Below are 18,202 nucleotides of genomic sequence, written 5' to 3'. Positions count from 1 at the left end.
GCAATGCCCGCCCTCCTATTACGACAGAATAAGGTCGTTCGGGCCGAAATCGGCAAGCGTGGCGCCTTCGATCAGCACCCAGTTGTCGGCATTCACCTCGAACCGGACCCCGGCGCGCACTTCGGTTACCAGGATCGGATCCATTCCTGCAAATTCCAGCGCACGGGCTGTCGTGCTCATGTCGAGCACATCGACGCCGAATTCGAAGTCCTTGATCCGGTCATTGCCAAAGTCGGTATCGAGGAACCGGAAGGTATCCGACCCGGCGCCACCCCACCAGCGATCGTTGCCGTCACTGTCGTAGAAGGTGTCGTTGCCGGCCCCGCCATATTCGCGGTCGTTGCCCGCGCCGCCATTCAGGAAATCGTTGTCATCTTCGCCCTGAAGCACGTCATTGCCATCGCCGCCGCGCAGAATGTCATTGCCCGCGCCGCCGATCAGCTTGTCGGGCCCTTCGCCGCCATCGATCACGTCATTCCCGTTCTGGCCCAGCATCCGGTCACGGCCGCTGCCGCCCGTCATGGTGTCGTTGCCGTCGCCGCCCTGAAAGTTGTTGCGCCCGGATTCGGCCGACATCACATCGTCGCCGTTGCCGCCGCGCAGGCCATCATTGCCACGGCCTGCTTGCAGGATGTCAGCCCCGGCACCGCCGATCAGCAGGTCAGCACCGTCACCGCCGAACAGTTGGTCGGCTCCGCCGCCACCGCCAAGCGTGTCATTGCCGTAGCCGCCGATCAGTTGGTCGTTCCCAGCGCCGCCAATCAGTTGGTCATCGCCAAGTTCGCCTTCAAGAATGTCGGCCCGGCCGCCCCCTTTCAGCGTGTCGTTGCCACGACCGCCCTTTAGGTAATCCTCGCCGCCGCGCCCATTCATGATGTCATCGCCAGCAAGGCCCAGCATCACGTCATTCCCGGCGGTCCCGCCGCGCGTGTTGTCGCGCCCATTGCCTTCCCAGATCCAATCCGGGTCTTCGAAAAGGCGGGCCTGGATCGATGCCTGGTGGCTTAGCCAGACATTCGTGTCATCGAAGAAAGAGAACAGCAGGCGGCCGTCGTTCAGTTGGGTAAAGCCAACCTCTTTCTGGTCATCGAGGATATTCTCTCCGGCCATCAGGGGCCCGGCGATAAGCTGACCGGATTGAGTGAGGACCGAAATATATACGTCGTTCTTGTTGTCGGTGCTGGTGCCGTCCGTCGTCCAGCCAACCACCATCAGCCCGCTGGCGGTGAAGCCAATCTTGGGCTCGCCAGCATAGGGGAAGGGGGCGTCCACGGTGGCATCCAGAATGATCTCGGCGCCTTTCTTGGCACCGGCATCGGTGAATTTCTGGATGTGGATCGCGTTTTGGTCGGTGCTCTGATAGCTCAGGATCACAAAGCCGCCTTCGGGGTTCACGGCGATCACCGGCGGTTTCGACAAAAGCCCAGAGGGCGCGGATTGCGTCACGTCCAGCGCCGCCGTCACCGGGGTGCCGTTGGGCTGGAAGATCTGTAGCCGGGTGCCTTGCACGTCGCTAAGGTTCCAGACCACGGCGACGTTGCCATTCGCCAAGACCACGGCATCGGGAACGGCGCGGTTGAAGCTGATATTGCCTGCGTTGAAATCGACGGTGGCCAGTTCGTTGCCTGCGGCGTCGATGAACCGGCCCTTGTATTCCACGCCGTCGGAATGGCGCCGGTCGCGATAGGCCACAAAAAATCCGGTGTCTGTCGCAACCGCATCGTGCATTTCAAGGAAGCCGGCGGCCAGTTCCAAGCTGGATTGCTGGGTCGCATTGGCGTCGAATTCGAACTTGGTGATCCGGTCATCCTCGGTCAGGTAACCGACCTCGGTCTTCATGATCAGGGTGAACCCACCATCGGCCCGCGCCATCAGTCTGGGGGTGTCGTACCCCGACCCGATGGCCCCCATCGACGACAGGTGCGTGGTGGTGCCGGTATCAGGATCGTAGCGAAAAAAATGCAGGGGTCCGGTGGATGAGCTGAAGTAGGCAAGAACAACAGACCCATCGGCCAGAACAACATCGGTATGATCATAGACAAAAACGCCGAGACCAGCCGATGACATCAGATTCTGATCGCCAAGAAACGCAACCATTAAAAATTCCTCCAGTGCAAAACAAAGGCCGGGCAAAATTGCGGGCCGGCCGATTCCGCGCGCGATACTGGCACATCGGCATAAGAAGAAAATGTCTTTTTACACAACGTTGTGCGAATTTTGGCAAAAAAATGGCCGGGCAGATGCCCGGCCAAGGTTGGTCTGTTGCCAGACAGGGTAGATCAGGGTTGGTAAAATGGGCGGCGCGCTTCTTTCTGCGCCTGATGTTCGGTGATGCCGATATCCCACAGGATGTGTTTATCCAAATCCTTCAGGGCCTTTCGGGTTCGGCGGCGCTGATCCCATACGGTGACAACATCCGCGACTCGGATCGCCAGGGCCGCAATCAGCGGCAGGCGGGGCGCCATGCTAAGCATATCAAGGCTGCGCGAGGTGGATGTGTGTGCCATGGGATGTCCTTTCCGATTGTATTGACACAATGTAAAATGTTTTGGTACATTAGCGATACATTGAAAAGTTGACCGCTGTCCAAGAAAGAATTGTGATGGATACAATCTTGTCTGGATTCGCCGCAGGAACCGGTCCGAAGTACCGCGTTTTGGCTGGTGTGATCCGCAGTGCCATACAATCGGGGCAGCTGGCGCCGGGGTATCAGGTGCCGCCTGTGCGGGAACTGGCTTATCGGCTTGGCGTGACCCCCGGCACTGTTGCGCGGGCCTATACAATCCTGACGGACGAGCGGTTATTGGTGGCAGGCGTCGGGCGGGGCACCTTTGTGCGCCGGGTGGAGCCGGCGGAAACGCCTGCGACAGCCCCCATCGCGGTTGAGCCCGTTCCGCATGGATCCGAGGGCAAGACCTATCCGATAAGCCTGTTTTCGCCTGCGCTGCCGAACGTAGGGCAATCCGCTCTGATAAAGCGGTGTATGGCCAAGGTGGCCGAAGAGCCGCCCTCGGGCGTGATGCACTACCCCAGCCATACCGCGTATCGGCACGCGCGCGAAGCGGCGGTGCGCTGGCTGACCGGCACGCCGCTGGGCAAACTGGACGAGGGGCAGGTGGTGCTGGCGCACGGTGGGCAGAACGCGATTGTACTGATCCTGCAGGCCGTGTTGCGGGGGCGCCGCCCGGCGGTTCTGGTCGAGGAACTGGCCTATCCCGGGTTCCGCCGCGCGGCAGAGCTGTTGCGCGCCGATCTGGTTCCGGTGGCGATGGATGAACATGGGCTGATCCCCGAAGCGCTGGCAGAAGCCGCGCGTGCCCATGATGCGCAGATCGTCTGCACCTCGCCCGAAGTCCACAACCCGACCTGCCTGTTTACCCCCGAATGGCGCCGTCACGAGATCGTCGAGGTCGCTCGACGCTACGATCTGCAAATTCTCGAAGACGATTGTTACCGCATCGGTCCGGCGCGGGCCGATACCTTTCGCTGTCTTGCACCGGAACGCAGTTGGTACACGTCGTCGATTTCCAAAAGCCTCACGCCCTCGCTTCGGATTGGGTTCGCCGTGGCCCCGGAGCAGCGCGCCTTGGATCTGAGGCGCGCGGCGGATGACAGTTTCTTCGGCATTGCCGCGCCAATGGCCGACCTGGCGGCACGGCTGCTGACGTGCCCCGAACTGCCCGTTTTGCACGACAAGGTGAAATCGGAATACGCGCGCTACATCCGTGTCGCGGTGAACCACCTTGGCGCCTACGATTTGTCGTGGCGCGAAGACGTGCCCTTTGTCTGGCTGCGTCTGGGGCAGGGGTGGCGCGCGCCGGCCTTCTGTCAGGCCGCCGAGGCGCGCGGCGTGCAGATCCGGCCCTCGGATGAATTTACCCTGCGCGACGCCCGTGCTCCTCATGCGGTACGCATCGCAATCAACGCACAAATCCCGATCGAGGCCTTCGAGGGCGCGATGGTGTGCCTTCGCGATCTGCTGACCGACCTGCCCGAGCGGATCAACGTGTGATTTTATTGGGGTATTATAATACCTATTTTTTAAGAGGCTGATTTTAATTGATAAATTCGGATATGTGCCGCTTGACTGGTGCAATGGCCCCCTATAAACCCCGTCCATCGAATTACGGCCCCGGGGCAACCCGCGGGCTTAACGCCAAACGGGAAGATCCGTCATGAAAACTTTCTCTGCGACACCGGCAGACATTGACAAGAAATGGATCCTGATCGACGCCGAGGGTGTCGTTCTGGGCCGTCTCGCCTCGATCGTCGCCATGCGTCTGCGCGGTAAGCACAAAGCCAGCTTTACCCCGCACATGGACATGGGCGACAATGTGATCGTCATCAACGCCGACAAGATCCAGATGACCGGCAAGAAACGCGAAGAGCATTTCTACTGGCACACCGGCCACCCCGGCGGGATCAAATCGCGCACCAAGCAGCAGATCCTGGAGGGCGCGCACCCTGAGCGCGTGGTGTTCCAAGCGGTCAAGCGCATGCTGCCGGGCAACCGCCTGAGCCGCCAGCAGATGACGAACCTGCGCATCTATGCCGGTGGCGAGCACCCGCACGAGGCACAGAGCCCTGAAGTTCTGGATGTCAAATCCATGAACAAGAAAAATACCCGGAGCTGATCCAGATGGCCGATCAAATCAACACCCTCGAAGATCTCAAGGACGCGGTGACCGAGAATGTCGGCGGCGTTCAGGGCACCGAAACCACGCTGGACCCCCGCGAACCCGTTCGTGACGATCTGGGTCGCAGCTATGCCACCGGCAAGCGGAAAGATGCGGTAGCCCGCGTCTGGATCAAGCCGGGTTCGGGCAAGGTGACTGTGAACGGCAAGCCGATCAACGACTACTTCGCGCGCCCTGTGCTTCAGATGATCCTGCGTCAGCCCTTCAGCGTGGCCGGCGTCGAAGACCAGTTCGACGTTCAGGCAACCGTCAAGGGCGGTGGTCTCTCGGGTCAGGCCGGTGCGGTCAAGCACGGCATCTCGAAGGCGCTGCAACTCTACGATCCCTCGCTGCGCAGCGCGCTGAAAGCCGCCGGCTTCCTGACCCGCGACAGCCGCGTTGTGGAACGGAAGAAATACGGTAAGGCCAAGGCCCGCAAGAGCTTCCAGTTCTCCAAGCGTTAAGCTTCGGACATATGTTTGGACAAGGCCGTTCCCGCAAGGGGGCGGCCTTTTCCGTTGCGATTTCCTTGTGAAGCCGCGCGCGATTGTGTAACCACATCCTGCCGCAAAGACACAACAATTGGCGGGTGGGATAGTGAAAGCAGTCATTCTGGCCGGTGGGTTCGGCACCCGCATCAGCGAAGAATCGCACCTGCGTCCGAAACCGATGATCGAGATCGGCGGGCGTCCGATCCTGTGGCACATCATGAAGATCTACGGCCACCACGGGGTCACCGAATTCGTGATCTGCTGTGGCTACAAGGGCTACATGATCAAGGAATATTTCGCGAATTACTTCCTGCATATGTCCGACGTCACATTCGACATGACGACCAATGGCATGGAGGTACACAACCAAAGCTCGGAGCCATGGAAGGTGACGTTGGTCGACACCGGCGAGTCCACATTGACCGGCGGGCGCATCAAGCGGGTGCGCGACTATGTCGATGGCACATTTTGCCTGACCTATGGCGACGGGGTGTCGGATGTCGATATCTCGGCCTCGGTCGATTTTCACCGGGCGCAGGGCTGCGAGGCCACGATGACGGCGATCCTTCCAGCGGGCCGATTTGGCGCGCTGGGTCTGGATGGCGATCGCGTGACCGCGTTTCAGGAAAAGCCGCAGGGCGACAACCGCTGGATCAATGGCGGCTTCATGGTCTGCGAGCCTTCGGTGTTCGACCGGATCGAAGGCGACCACACCGTGTTTGAGAAAGATCCGCTGGAGCAGCTTGCCGCCGACCGTCAGTTGGCCGTTTGGCGGCACGACGGGTTCTGGATGGCGATGGACACGCTGCGCGACAAGAACGAGCTGGAACAGCTGTGGGCCGACGGCCGCGCGCCCTGGCGTGTCTGGGCGCCGCTCCGCGGATGACCGGCTTCTGGGAGGGAAAGCGCGTCCTTGTAACCGGGCACACCGGGTTCAAGGGCAGCTGGCTGTCGCAGTGGTTGCTGATGCGCGGGGCGCAGGTGTTTGGGCTGGCGCTGGTGCCCGATACCGATCCGGCGCTGTTCGACCAGCTTGGGCTGGCCGAAAGGCTGGATCACAGGATCGGCGATATACGTGATCCCAAGGTGGTCGCCGACCGAGTGGCAGGGGTGCGCCCCGAAGTGGTGTTTCACCTCGCCGCGCAGCCGCTGGTTCTGGCGTCCTACGACGACCCGCTCGGCACATGGGCCAGCAACGTGATGGGCACGGCGCATGTGCTGGAGGCGCTGCGCGGGCTGGATGCCCCTTGTGCCGCCGTGATGATCACCACCGACAAGGTCTATGACAACCGCGAATGGGTGCATCCCTATCGCGAATCCGACCCGCTGGGCGGGCATGATCCCTATAGCGCCAGCAAGGCCGGGTCCGAGCTGGTGATCGCCAGCTACCGCAAGTCTTTCTTTGGCGATCACCTCGTGCGCGTGGTTTCTGCGCGGGCGGGCAATGTGATCGGCGGCGGCGACTGGGCCGCGCACCGCATCATGCCCGACCTGGCGCGCGCGCTCGGGGCGGGGCAGGCGCTTGGCCTGCGCAATCCAGGTGCGGTGCGGCCGTGGCAGCATGTGCTGGAGCCGCTGTCCGGTTATATGACGCTGGCCGAAAGGGCGCTGGCGGGTGATGCGCTGGCCGACAGCTACAACCTTGGCCCCGAAACCTGCGATGTGCGCCCGGTGCGCGATCTGGTGGATACAGCCTTGCGGCACTGGCCGGGCGACTGGCGCGATATGTCCGACCCCTCGGCCCGGCACGAGGCCGGGTTGCTGGCGCTGTCGATCGAACAGGCGCGCCGAGATCTGGGCTATCGCCCGCGTTGGGATTTTGAAACCGGCGTGCGCCACACGGTCGAATGGTATCGCGACGTGGCGCAGGGGGCCGACCCGACGCAGATCACCACCGCGCAGATTGCCGCCTTCGAGGCCGCGCAATGATCTTTTCGCCGCTGCCACTGGCCGGGGCCGTCAGCATCGACATCGACCCTCGCGAGGATGCGCGGGGAATGTTCGCGCGGCTGTATTGCGACGATGAATTCGCCGCGCAGGGGCTGAACACCACCTGGGTGCAGATGAACATTTCGGTCAACACCCACGCAGGCACCCTGCGGGGCCTGCATTTTCAGCGCCCCCCGGCGGATGAAATCAAGCTGGTGCGCTGCCTGCGCGGCATGGCCCTGGATGTGATCGTAGATCTGCGCCGCGACTCGGACACCTTTGGGCGCCATACCGCCGTCACGCTGGACGGTGCGCGGCGCAATGCCATCTACATTCCCAAGGGGTTCGCGCACGGGTTCCAAACGTTGCAGGACGGCACCGAATTGAAATATCTGCATTCCACCGCTTATGCACCCGGGCACGAAGGCGGCATCAACCCGCTGGATCCGGCGCTGGGGATCGACTGGCCGCAGCCACCCGTGCAGATGTCGGACCGAGACCGTGACCTGCCCCCGCTGAAGGAGTGCGACCCGCTGTGACCCAGACCTGCCGCCACTGCGACACACCGCTGACGCTGCCCTTTCTTGACTTGGGCCATGCGCCGCCGTCGAACGCCTATCTTGCGCCCGAGGGCCTGTCGCGGCCAGAGCTGACCTTTCCGCTGCGGCTGGCGGCGTGCCCGGAGTGCCGTCTGGTGCAAACCGAGGATTTCGCCGATGCCGATCAGCTGTTTACCGACGATTACGCCTATTTCTCGTCGACCTCGCAGGGCTGGCTGGCCCATGCCGCGGCCTACGTTCAGATGATCACGGACCGGCTTGGCCTGAGCACCGACAGCCATGTGATCGAGGTGGCCTCGAACGATGGATACCTGCTGAAGAATTTCGTCGCCGCCGGCATTCCCTGCCTTGGGGTCGAGCCGACAAAAGGCACGGCCGAGGCAGCCCGCGCGCTGGGAATTCCGGTGGAACAGGCGTTCTTCGGGGCTGAGATGGCGGAAAATCTGCCCAAATCAGACTTAATCCTTGGCAATAACGTCTATGCGCATGTGCCTGATATCAATGACTTTACACTTGGTCTGGCGCGGTCGCTGAAACCGCAGGGCGTTATCACGCTGGAATTCCCGCACTTGATGCGGCTGGTGGAATTCAACCAGTTCGACACCGTGTATCATGAACATTTCTCGTATCTCTCGCTGCTGGCGGTATCGCGCATCATGGCGCGGGCGGGATTGCGGGTGTTCGATGTGGAAGAGCTGCCAACACACGGCGGGTCGCTGCGCGTCTACGCCTGCCTCGACGGGGCCGAGCACGCCGAAACCGCCGCTGTCGCCGCCATTCTGGCGCAGGAACGCGACCGGGGCATGGAGACGGACGGCTACTACACCGCCTTCCAACCCAAGGCCGAGGCGGTCAAGAACGCCTTTCTGCGCTTCTTGCTGGATGCGCAGGCCGAGGGCAAATCCGTGGCCGCCTATGGTGCGGCGGCCAAGGGCAACACGCTGATGAATTTCGCCGGGGTGCGGCCCGACCTGATCGGCTTTGTCTGCGATGCGGCGCCATCGAAGCAGGGTAAATACATGCCCGGCAGCCATATTCCGATTCTTGCGCCTGACGCGCTGCGCGACAACCGCCCGGATTACGTGGTGATCCTGCCGTGGAACATCGGCACCGAGGTGCGCGCGCAACTGTCGGATCTCGCCGATCAGGGCACTCGCTTCGTCACCGCCGTACCGGAGCTGACCATCACATGAGCCGCATCGCCTATACCCGGCCCTCAATCACGGATCTTGAGGTCGACTATGCCACCGACGCCGCGCGCAACGGCTGGGGCGCGCAGTGCTATGACTATATCAACAGGTTCGAGGCCGGGTTTGCCGCGCATCTGGGCGTGCCCCATGTCATCGCCACGTCAAGCTGCACCGGCGCGCTGCACATGGGCCTTTCGGCGCTGGGGATCGGGCAGGGTGACGAGGTTATCCTGGCCGATACCAACTGGATCGCCACCGCCGCGCCCATCGCCCATGTGGGGGCGACGCCGGTGTTTGTGGATGTCGATCCCGACAGCTGGTGCATCGACCCCCTGGCCGCCGAAGCTGCGATCACGCCGAAGACCCGCGCCATCATCGCCACGCATATCTACGGCAATCTTTGCGACATGGACGCGCTGCTGGCTTTGGCCGACCGCCACGGCATCGCGCTGATCGAAGATGCGGCCGAGGCGATCGGATCGGTCTACAAGGGCAAGCGCGCCGGGTCGATGGGGCGGTTTTCCACGTTTTCCTTCCACGGCACCAAGACGATGACCACGGGCGAAGGCGGCATGTTCGCCACCTCGGACGCCGAGTTGTATGAAACCGTTCTGACCCTGTCGAACCACGGCCGCGCGCGCGGCCAGACGCGACAATTCTGGCCCGATATGATCGGGTTCAAATACAAGATCTCGAACGTTCAGGCCGCCATCGGCCTGGCCCAGATCGAACGCATAGATGAGTTGACCGCGCGCAAGCGCGAGATTTTGGCCGCCTACAAGTCCCGCCTGCTGCCCGACGACCGCATCGCGATGAACCCCGAGCCGACGGGCGTGGTGAATGGCGCGTGGATGCCTACGGTGGTCTTTTCCGAACAGACAGGCATCACGCAGGCCCAGGCCATCGCCGCCTTTCAGGCCGCCGACATTGATGCCCGCGTGTTCTTCAGCCCGCTGTCCGACCTCGACTTCTTTGACAGCGCGCAAACCCGCCATGCGCATGACATTGCGCGCCGCGCCATCAACCTGCCCAGCTATCACGACATGACGCAGACCGACATCGACCGGGTGGCAGAGGTGGTTCGCGGCCTTATGGACGGAGCAGCGTGATGGACAGGATCACCCAACGCATGAAAGATCATTATGCCGGCACCTTTGATCGCCACGGTGCGACATCGGCGGGCGCTGACTGGGGCAGTGACGAGACGCGCCTTGCCCTGCGATATGACAAGATGCTGGCGGTCCTTCCGCCCGGCCTTCGCCGCCCACGCCTGCTTGATGTCGGATGCGGCTATGGCGGGTTACTGAGCCATGCCAACGCAAGAGGACTTTCGCTTGAGTACACGGGCATCGACGTGGTCCCTGCCATGCTGCACGAAGCGCGGCGGACGCATCCCGATGCGATGTTCATTGAAGGCGATATCCTGGATGCGTCACTTGACGGGCGTTACGATATCGTGGTTTGCAACGGAATCCTTACCCAGAAGCTTGACACGCCGGGCCGCGAGATGGACGATTTCGCCCGCCGGTTGATCCGTCGACTGTTTGACCTGTCAGACATCGGTTGCGTATTCAACACAATGACCTCCAAGGTCAACTTTCACGCCGAGAACCTGTACTACCAAAGCCCGACCGATATCCTCGCCTGGTGCATGGCGGAAGTGACCCCATATTTCCGCATCGATCACGCCTATCCGCTGTTCGAATACAGCGTCTACCTCTTCCGGGAACCTGCATGATCGGGCTTTGTGCAGTGTGTTCAGCTGGCGGCAGCGCGTTCTTTACGGCGTTTGACATGGCGCGGGAGGCCGGGCTGGTGGATCCTGGGTCCACACTTGTTCTTACCGACCGTCCCTGTGATGCCGAGGCGCGCGCTGTTGAACGTGATATCGCGCACCGACGCATCGACTGGACCACGCGCGACGCGTTCTCGACCCAGGCGGCCGAAGAATTCCGGCGCCACGATATCACCTTTGGACTGCTTTATTTTCTGCGTCTGATCGGGCCAGAGCTGTACGAAGGTTTCGAGATTCAGAACATTCACCCGTCACTTTTGCCTGCATTCCCGGGTTTCGGTGCGGTTCGGGCTGCACGTGGCGCAAATGCCCGGTTCCTTGGGGCCACGCTACACAACGTCGATGGCAGCATTGATGCAGGACCAATTGTTGCGCAGGTCGTATCGCCCTTGCCTAATGACGCCTCGCCAGAGACAGATAACAAGCTGTCCTATGTCCAGAAGGTCTATCTGACTCTGGTCGCGATCGAACGTGCGGCAGGTCCATGCGTGCCGCGCGTGACAGCTTCCGCCAATCCGGCCCTCGCTGCCCAGGCGCTTCGCGCCGCCTTTGCGGGATTCCTGGCGGACAATGCGCCGGGGGCCATGCAGCCATGAAGGTTGTCGTCTCTCAATCGATGTACTTCCCTTGGGTCGGGCTGCTGGAACAGGTCCGCTTGGCCGATACGTTCGTGCACTACGACGATGTTCAGTTCACCCGTGGCTTTTACAATCGTGTGCAGATCAAGACACCAAACGGCACGCCGTGGTTGACGGTGCCGACGCGCGACCGCCATCGCGGTCAGCTGATCGACGAGGTCCGGATCGACGACCGCGAGGATTGGCGAGCTGCGCACCGCGCCACATTGCGCGCTGCCTACCGGCAGGCGCCGCATCTTGACGAGATGTTGGGGATTGTCGACCGTGTGTTTTCACAGTCGGCGGACACTCTTGGCCATGTCGGACGCGCCTCGATCATCGAACTGTCCCGCTACTTCGGCCTGGACTCCGGTACGCGCTTCTGCGACTCGCGCGATCTTGGCATCGGCGGCAGCTCGAGCCAACGCCTCCATGACATCTGTGTCGCATTGGGTGGTTCGGCCTATGTAACCGGGCACGGTGCGGCGAACTACCTCGATCACCATCTGTTCGAGCAATCAGACATCGAGGTGCGCTACATGGACTATCAACGCGCGCCCTATCCGCAATTGCACGGCGCCTTCACCCCTTATGTCACCGCACTGGATCTGGTAGCGAACCTTGGACGAGAGGGTCTCTCGTTCATTCGATCCGGCTCCGTCTCTTGGAAGGAATTTACCCATGAACCCGATTGAACAGTTCCAGCAAGAGGTTCGCGAAAATATCGATGGCCTCGGCAAGGATACCGACCTTCAAGCCATGTCCCGGGTCTGGGTGCGTGAAATCACGCGGCACAAATGGTCCTACAATTTTTCCTGGCTTGGCCGTCCGGCGATTCAGTTTCCGAATGACGCATGGGCGCTTCAAGAGTTGGTGTGGGCCTGTCGCCCGGATGTCATCGTCGAGACCGGCATCGCCCATGGCGGCTCGTTGATCCTGTCGGCGTCGCTTCTGGCCATGCTGGACATTTGTGATGCGACCGAGGCGGGTGAGGTGCTTGACCCATCTAAGCCTAAACGCAAGGTTATCGGGATCGATATCGATATCCGCGATCACAACCGCAAGGCCATCGAAGCGCATCCGATGTCAAACCGCATCGAGATGATCCAGGGCTCGTCCATCGATCCGTCCGTCGTTGAACAGGTAAAGGCCGCCGTCGGCGACGCCAAGTCGGTGCTGGTCTGCCTCGATAGCAACCACACCCATGATCATGTTCTGGCCGAGTTGAACGCCTATGCGCCCATGGTAACCCCTGGCAGTTACTGCTGCGTCTATGACACGATCGTCGAAGATATGCCGCCCGAGATGTCTGTAGACCGCCCTTGGGGCCCCGGAGACAATCCGAAGACGGCTGTACACGCCTGGATCAAGGACAACCCCGGGTTCGAGATCGACAAATCCATCGATCACAAGCTGCTGATTTCGGTAGCGCCCGATGGCTTCTTGAAACGCGTAGACTAGCCAATGCGTATCAGCATCATCATCCCGACGCGCGAACGCGCGATATATCTGCGCCACTGCTTGCGGACAGTGCTCGACATCGAAGATGACGGGATCGAAATCATCGTTTCAGACAATGCCAGCGTCGACAGCACCGCCGATGTGCTGGCGCAGATACATGACCCGCGTGTAAAGGTAATCAACACCGGGAAAAGGGTATCGATGAGAGAGAATTTCGAATTCTCCCTGTCTCATGCGACCGGCGATTATGTGATCTATATCGGCGATGACGATGCGTTCATTCCGGGCCAGTTCCGGGTTCTGCGCAATGCGTTGGAAACCCACCGGCCCGACTCTCTTAGCTGGTCGATTCCGACCTATGGCTGGCCGATCGAGGGTTTCATCGGCAAGGCTGGCGGTGTCCGTTTTGAAAAGAAGTTTCTGTTCGGCGCGCTGCAAGAGGTCGATATGGCTCGGATCCGCGCGAAACTCCTCTCTGCCGATTTCGAAGATTTCCAGGCACCCACGCTGTATCACGGTGCCGCCTCGCGTTCCTTTATGGAGCGTCACCGCGCCGCGAACGGAATTTTCTTCAACGGAAGCAGCCCGGATTTATACTACACCGATCTCGCCATTCTAAAGGGCGCGCGCCATTTTGATTTGTGCCATCCGATCACGATCAGCGGCAAAAGCGCCGCCAGCACGGGCGCGGCGTCGAACTCGAAGTCGATCAAGGCCAACGCCGAAAACCCCGCCACGCGCTTTGCACGGGAAAGCAATGCGGATCAGGTTCGCGATCTGGTCAATTTCGGCACCTCGGTGCGGGGCAACTTCTTCCAGATCCTGGAGACCGTGCGCGATATCACCAAAATCCCGGAGCAACCCGACTACGCAAGTTGGTTCAAATTTATTCTGGCCGATCATAAGGGCCACGATGCCAACGAGCAGCGCGACGTCACCGAGCGGTTGCGCGCCTACGCCAAGCAGATCGACCAGACCGACACGCTGAACCGGGTGCTGGCGGATCGTGTATCTGATGTCAGCCGTCGTCGCCTGTCGGCGCGGTGGGAAAAGGCCAAGTCAAAACTGCAAAGTTTCCGACTGAGCGCCGAAATGGAAGGCGAAAACACTGTGCATACGGCTGCGCGGCTGGCCGACATCATCCTTGGCGATGGCTATCGCCCTGATGGCTCTGCCAATCGCGATGCTTTGTGGAAAGGCGCGCGCCAGAGGTCCAGTCCATTCAAGAAACAATTCTAGATGTCTTTCACGTACCAATCGTCAAAGCGCGAGGCGGTTTCGAAAACGCGGCGATAACCCTTGGACGTTAGCAATGCGTGAACGTCTTCGCGCTGGGGTTCGTAGTTGTGTTCCACCGTCATCGCGTGGAATGACCAGCGATCGAAATCCAGCGCGTTCAGAATGTCGAATTCGCTGCCTTCGGTGTCGATCGAGATAAAATCGATCACCGAGGGTGCGTCGTGCTGGGTCAGCAGATCGTTCAGCGACACGGTTTCCACGTCATAGCTTTGCCCACGCACCTTCCGCGAGGTTTTTACAAAGCTGGAGATCGCCGAATTGATCGCGCTGGCGGTCTGCACGAAATTCACCGTTTCGCCGCTTTCCTTCCAGACGCAGCGGGTGTCGATCCTTGCGCTGCGGTTGGCCCGCAGATCGTCGTGCCAGCCCTTTGCAGGTTCTGCCAGAATGCCTGTCCATCCGTAGTCGCGTTCCAGCATATAGGAATTCGACAGTTCGACCCCGTTGGTCGCGCCGAATTCCACGAAAAACCCGTTACGCTTATAATTTGCCCGTGACAGGGCAAACACATCCTGACGCACCTGGCTGCAGGACGTTTCCAGCAGATCGACACATTTTGCACGGTGCTCGGGTTCAAGCGCCTTGATGAATTCCAAATCGAAATAGCCGTGTTCGCGGTTTTTCAACTCCCGCAGGCGGTCCCGGCGGATGATCTTGGTGTTCTTCAGGAAATGAGACAAATTGGCCGCCCCGGTCAGGTTGTTGGGAACTCTGCGTCCTTGGTAATCCGCCCGCTGCGTGGCGGCAAGGGCGGGCCTTGTCATTCGTCGGGTGGGATCAGGCCAAGGCCGCGCAGGTAAACGCCAATTCCGGTTTCCAGCAGATCCTCGGGCGGAAACGGGCTTTGCGTGCCGGGGCTGTTGCGGGCGAACAATTCGACCACGCCATGGCTCATCGCCCAGATATGGGCGGAAAACATCGCCGCCGGCGGGCGTTTCTCGGCCGGGATATGTTTGCCCAGGTCGGCGGCCGCCTTTTCCAGCACGTTCCACGCGCGCTGGCGTACGGCGGCCAGTTCGGGCGTGCGGTTCACTGAAATCCCGCTTTCGAACATGGCGATGTAGTGGCCCGGATACTTGCGCGCAAAGGCCAGATAGGCGCGGCCCGTCGCCTCGAAAGCCGCCAGTGCAGAAGGCTGACCCTTGTCATAGGCGAATTGCATCAGGTCGGCGAAAATCTCGTAGCCCTGCAACGCGGCCTCGGCGATCAGATCCTCGCGGCCCTCGAAGTGGCGATAGACGGCCGCCGGGGTCACGCCCGCCTGTTTGGCCGCCTCCGACAGGGTGAACCCGGTCGGGCCCTTTTCGCGGATCAGGTCCAGCGCGGCATCCACCAGCGCCTGGCGCAGGTTGCCGTGGTGATAGCCCCGTTTACCCATTCCAGATGTCCGGCCCGCCACAAATCTGCGTGTCGATCTGACCGATCGCCTTGGCGTCTTTATGCGTGTAATCCAACCCGTGCAGCACCCTGCGGATTGCGTTCAACCGCGCGCGGCGCTTGTCGTCAGTCCTGATAACGGTCCAGGGTGCGACGTCACTGTGCGTGCGCTGCAGCGTTTCGCGGATAGCTTTGGTGTATTCGTCCCACCGGCGCAGGCCCTCTACGTCGATCCGGCTCAGCTTCCATTGTTTCAGAGGGTCCTTTTCCCGATCCATGAAACGGCGCAATTGTTCGGCACGCCCCACGTTCAGCCAGAACTTGAACAGGTGGATGCCATCCTGCACCCAGGAGTGTTCGAGGGGACCGACCTGGTGGAAAAACCGCTCGCGCTGATCGTCCGAGCAGAAGCCGAACACCTTTTCGACGACGCCGCGATTGTACCAGCTGCGGTCGAAAAACACGATCTCTCCGCCAGAGGGCAGGTGGCTGATGTAGCGTTGGAAATACCACTGGCTGGCCTCGGCCTCGGAAGGTTTTGGCAGGGCAACGATGCGCGCCCCACGCGGGTTCAGGTTTTCGCGGAACCGCTTGATGGTGCCGCCCTTGCCAGCGGCATCGCGACCTTCGAATACGATTGCCACGCGCGCGCCGCTGTCTTTCACCCATGCCTGCATTTTGACCAACTCGATCTGCAGCAGCTTCAGCTCTTTTTCATAGACCTTGCGCGCCAAACGTTCTGAATGCGGATAGCTGTGGCTGAGGATCTCGCCCTTTTCGCCGCGTTTGATGGCATCGCGCACCTCGGCGGGGGCGTCGGTATCGAAATAGGCGCTGATCGCCCCGTCGAACGGAAGGTTCATCGCCTGTCCTCCTGTCTTGCTGCCTCTGCCCAATATGGGATGTTAATCGGGTTAACGCAAACCCGCGCGCGCAGCGGCGCGGTCGATTGCCGCGACGATATCTTCGCTGGCAACCTGGTGTGGCATGTGGCCGATGCCCTCCAGCCGGGTCAGCACGGCGCCGGGGATCTGGCGCACCAGCTTTTCGGAATGCAGCGACAGGCCAACGGTGGTGTCGGCCGTGCCGTGGACAATTTCGGTCGGGACAGAGATGTCGCCATAGCGTTGATATTGAGCGACGATTTCCGATTTCAGGTTGGCCCGCTGATCGGCATTGGCGCGCATCGAGATGCGCCGCAGGGTCAGCCCGGCGCCGAGATGCGCGTTGTACCCGTCGGGCGCGGATTGCGGGGCGAATACCTCGTCCACCGCATTGTTCACCACCGCCTTCGGGACAAACGCTGTGATCAGAGGCGTCACGAACCGCTTGCCCCACCAGGAGGACAGGACGCTGTAATAGGTATCAAGTGGCGTGTCCCACGGGTTCGACACAGCCGACACCGGCACCAGCGCCGACAGCATCTCGGGATGATTCAGGGCCCAGGCCAACGCGACTCCGCCGCCATAGCTTTGCCCCATCACGATGGGGCGGTCGGCCCCCAACTGCCGCGCGGCAGCGACCAGCAGATCGGCCTGTTCCGTCAGGCTGGCGCCCGTCGTGTTGATCCGGTCGGTATAGCCCAGCCCGGGTCGGTCAAACACGATCACGCGGTAGCGATCCGCCAGCGCCGGGGCCAGCCGGAACGTCATGTCACGGGTGTTGCCGCTGGCGCCGTGGATCAGCACGACATCGGGGCCTTGCCCCGTGATGACGGCGTGCACCTGCACCCCGTTCACGTCCAGCAATTGCCCCTCGGGCGGGTGGGATTGCATCGCCGCCGCCTCGCGCGCAGAGGCACGCCATAGCGTCAGCGCCACCAGCGCCGCGCCAAGGATCACGACGATGAGAACCGCCTTAGCCACCAATCTTGGCCGGATCGAACGGCGTGGTCTGATAGATCTGGTTGATCCAGTTGCCGTAAAGCAGATGTGCGTGGCTGCGCCAGCGGTTCATCGGCCGGCGCGAGGGGTCATCGTCGGGGTAGTAATTCGCGGGCACGTTGATCGGCGTGCCGCTGTCCACGTCGCGGTCGTATTCCTGTTTCAGCGTGTCTGAATCATATTCCAGGTGGTTGATGATATAGACGGCGCGGTGGTCCGGGTCGTGCACAAGACAGGGGCCGGTCTGGTCCGAGGTGACAAGCGTGGTCAGCCCGGCGGCGTCGATGTCTTCCTGCCGCATTTCCGTCCAGCGGCTGACAGGCATCATCACGTCGTCGGAAAACCCGCGCAGGAAGGGCGAGGCCGGGGCAAGGTTGCGATGCCGGAAACAGCCGAACGCCTTGTCGGTCAGAATATGCTTTGGCACCCGGTGGAAATGCCAGGCCATCGCCATGCCACCCCAGCAGACGCCAAAGGTGGAATGCACATGGGCCTGGGTCCAGTCCATCACGCGGGTCAGTTCATCCCAATAGGTGACCTCTTCGAACGGCAGGTGCTCGATGGGCGCGCCGGTGATGATCAGCCCGTCGAACTTCTCGCCAGTGGCTTCGACCTCCTCAAAGGTGCGGTAAAAGCTTTCCATATGCTCGGCGGCGGTGTTGCGCGACTGGTGGTCGCTCATTCGGATCAGGGACAGCTCGATCTGCAACGGAGTCGCGCCGATCAGCCGGGCGAACTGGTTCTCTGTCTGGATCTTCTTGGGCATCAGGTTCAGTAGTCCGATGCGCAGGGGGCGAATGTCCTGCCGGTCGGCATCGTCGTCCGACATCACCATCACGCCTTCGCGGGTCAGAACCTCGTAAGCGGGCAGATCGGCGGGAATCTTGATAGGCATGGTGACAATCCGTTTCGTGTGAAGGCGAC

At 61.3% G+C, this 18,202-nt stretch carries 20 protein-coding genes; 13 read left to right on the top strand and 7 right to left on the bottom strand.

From position 1 onward, the window contains the following. Positions 1–18: 18 nt before the first annotated feature. Positions 19–2,097, bottom strand: coding sequence for a calcium-binding protein (locus FGK64_RS22745; RefSeq protein WP_138864072.1), 2,079 nt, complete (start codon positions 2,095–2,097; stop codon positions 19–21). A 182-nt stretch (positions 2,098–2,279) separates the two neighbouring features. Beyond that, positions 2,280–2,507 carry a DUF1127 domain-containing protein gene (locus tag FGK64_RS12335; RefSeq protein ID WP_138864071.1) on the bottom strand — a complete coding sequence of 76 codons (228 nt, stop codon included), beginning with the start codon at positions 2,505–2,507 and terminating at the stop codon, positions 2,280–2,282. Positions 2,508–2,602: 95 nt separating this feature from the next. On the opposite strand from FGK64_RS12335, the gene FGK64_RS12330 reads away from it, so the two are divergent. The 13 genes from FGK64_RS12330 to FGK64_RS12270 all read left to right on the top strand — a co-directional run bounded on the left by FGK64_RS12330 (position 2,603) and on the right by FGK64_RS12270 (position 13,958). Beyond that, positions 2,603–4,012 carry an aminotransferase-like domain-containing protein gene (locus tag FGK64_RS12330; protein WP_138864070.1) on the top strand — a complete coding sequence of 470 codons (1,410 nt, stop codon included), beginning with the start codon at positions 2,603–2,605 and terminating at the stop codon, positions 4,010–4,012. A 163-nt stretch (positions 4,013–4,175) separates the two neighbouring features. Further along, positions 4,176–4,634 (top strand): 50S ribosomal protein L13, encoded by a 459-nt coding sequence (gene rplM / locus FGK64_RS12325; RefSeq protein ID WP_138864069.1) that lies wholly within the window; start codon positions 4,176–4,178, stop codon positions 4,632–4,634. Positions 4,635–4,639: 5 nt separating this feature from the next. Then, entirely contained in the window at positions 4,640–5,140 is a 501-nt protein-coding gene (gene rpsI / locus FGK64_RS12320) for a 30S ribosomal protein S9 (RefSeq protein WP_138864068.1), read from the top strand. A 133-nt stretch (positions 5,141–5,273) separates the two neighbouring features. Continuing rightward, on the top strand, positions 5,274–6,053 hold the full coding sequence (rfbF, locus tag FGK64_RS12315) for a glucose-1-phosphate cytidylyltransferase (protein ID WP_138864067.1): 780 nt from the start codon (positions 5,274–5,276) through the stop codon (positions 6,051–6,053). Beyond that, complete coding sequence (gene rfbG / locus FGK64_RS12310; protein ID WP_138864066.1) at positions 6,050–7,096, top strand: CDP-glucose 4,6-dehydratase; 1,047 nt, start codon at positions 6,050–6,052, stop codon at positions 7,094–7,096. Before rfbF ends, rfbG begins: the two co-directional genes overlap by 4 nt. Next, positions 7,093–7,635, top strand: coding sequence for a dTDP-4-dehydrorhamnose 3,5-epimerase family protein (locus tag FGK64_RS12305; RefSeq protein WP_138864065.1), 543 nt, complete (start codon positions 7,093–7,095; stop codon positions 7,633–7,635). Before rfbG ends, FGK64_RS12305 begins: the two co-directional genes overlap by 4 nt. Further along, positions 7,632–8,849, top strand: a complete 1,218-nt coding sequence (locus FGK64_RS12300; RefSeq protein ID WP_138864064.1) for a class I SAM-dependent methyltransferase — start codon at positions 7,632–7,634, stop codon at positions 8,847–8,849. The genes FGK64_RS12305 and FGK64_RS12300 overlap by 4 nt, the downstream gene beginning before the upstream one ends. Continuing rightward, entirely contained in the window at positions 8,846–9,955 is a 1,110-nt protein-coding gene (locus tag FGK64_RS12295) for a DegT/DnrJ/EryC1/StrS family aminotransferase (RefSeq protein ID WP_138864063.1), read from the top strand. The genes FGK64_RS12300 and FGK64_RS12295 overlap by 4 nt, the downstream gene beginning before the upstream one ends. Continuing rightward, positions 9,955–10,584 carry a class I SAM-dependent methyltransferase gene (locus tag FGK64_RS12290; protein WP_138864062.1) on the top strand — a complete coding sequence of 210 codons (630 nt, stop codon included), beginning with the start codon at positions 9,955–9,957 and terminating at the stop codon, positions 10,582–10,584. Before FGK64_RS12295 ends, FGK64_RS12290 begins: the two co-directional genes overlap by 1 nt. Beyond that, entirely contained in the window at positions 10,581–11,237 is a 657-nt protein-coding gene (locus tag FGK64_RS12285; RefSeq protein ID WP_138864061.1) for a formyltransferase family protein, read from the top strand. Before FGK64_RS12290 ends, FGK64_RS12285 begins: the two co-directional genes overlap by 4 nt. Further along, complete coding sequence (locus tag FGK64_RS12280) at positions 11,234–11,953, top strand: WbqC family protein (RefSeq protein WP_138864060.1); 720 nt, start codon at positions 11,234–11,236, stop codon at positions 11,951–11,953. The genes FGK64_RS12285 and FGK64_RS12280 overlap by 4 nt, the downstream gene beginning before the upstream one ends. Continuing rightward, entirely contained in the window at positions 11,940–12,719 is a 780-nt protein-coding gene (locus FGK64_RS12275) for a cephalosporin hydroxylase family protein (RefSeq protein WP_138864059.1), read from the top strand. The genes FGK64_RS12280 and FGK64_RS12275 overlap by 14 nt, the downstream gene beginning before the upstream one ends. A 3-nt stretch (positions 12,720–12,722) precedes the next feature. Then, complete coding sequence (locus FGK64_RS12270; protein WP_138864058.1) at positions 12,723–13,958, top strand: glycosyltransferase family 2 protein; 1,236 nt, start codon at positions 12,723–12,725, stop codon at positions 13,956–13,958. Here the strand turns inward: FGK64_RS12270 and FGK64_RS12265 are convergent. From FGK64_RS12265 to metA, 5 genes are all read right to left on the bottom strand, one after another. Continuing rightward, positions 13,955–14,698 carry an FkbM family methyltransferase gene (locus tag FGK64_RS12265; RefSeq protein WP_138864317.1) on the bottom strand — a complete coding sequence of 248 codons (744 nt, stop codon included), beginning with the start codon at positions 14,696–14,698 and terminating at the stop codon, positions 13,955–13,957. The genes FGK64_RS12270 and FGK64_RS12265 overlap by 4 nt on opposite strands. Positions 14,699–14,778: 80 nt before the next feature. Beyond that, positions 14,779–15,396, bottom strand: a complete 618-nt coding sequence (locus tag FGK64_RS12260; RefSeq protein ID WP_138864057.1) for a TetR/AcrR family transcriptional regulator — start codon at positions 15,394–15,396, stop codon at positions 14,779–14,781. Next, positions 15,389–16,258: a polyphosphate kinase 2 gene (gene ppk2, locus FGK64_RS12255; RefSeq protein WP_138864056.1), complete on the bottom strand. Its 870-nt coding sequence runs from the start codon at positions 16,256–16,258 to the stop codon at positions 15,389–15,391. The genes FGK64_RS12260 and ppk2 overlap by 8 nt, the downstream gene beginning before the upstream one ends. Positions 16,259–16,309: 51 nt before the next feature. Then, entirely contained in the window at positions 16,310–17,260 is a 951-nt protein-coding gene (locus FGK64_RS12250; protein WP_246057744.1) for an alpha/beta fold hydrolase, read from the bottom strand. Next, positions 17,253–18,173, bottom strand: a complete 921-nt coding sequence (gene metA / locus FGK64_RS12245; RefSeq protein WP_138864055.1) for a homoserine O-acetyltransferase MetA — start codon at positions 18,171–18,173, stop codon at positions 17,253–17,255. Before metA ends, FGK64_RS12250 begins: the two co-directional genes overlap by 8 nt. Between the last annotated feature and the right edge of the window lie 29 nt (positions 18,174–18,202).

The sequence above is a fragment of the Arenibacterium halophilum genome, assembly GCF_005938225.1.
Lineage (GTDB): Bacteria > Pseudomonadota > Alphaproteobacteria > Rhodobacterales > Rhodobacteraceae > Arenibacterium > Arenibacterium halophilum.
The sequence above is the reverse complement of the archived record's forward strand: the minus strand, read 5'-3'. Positions and strand labels throughout refer to the sequence as shown.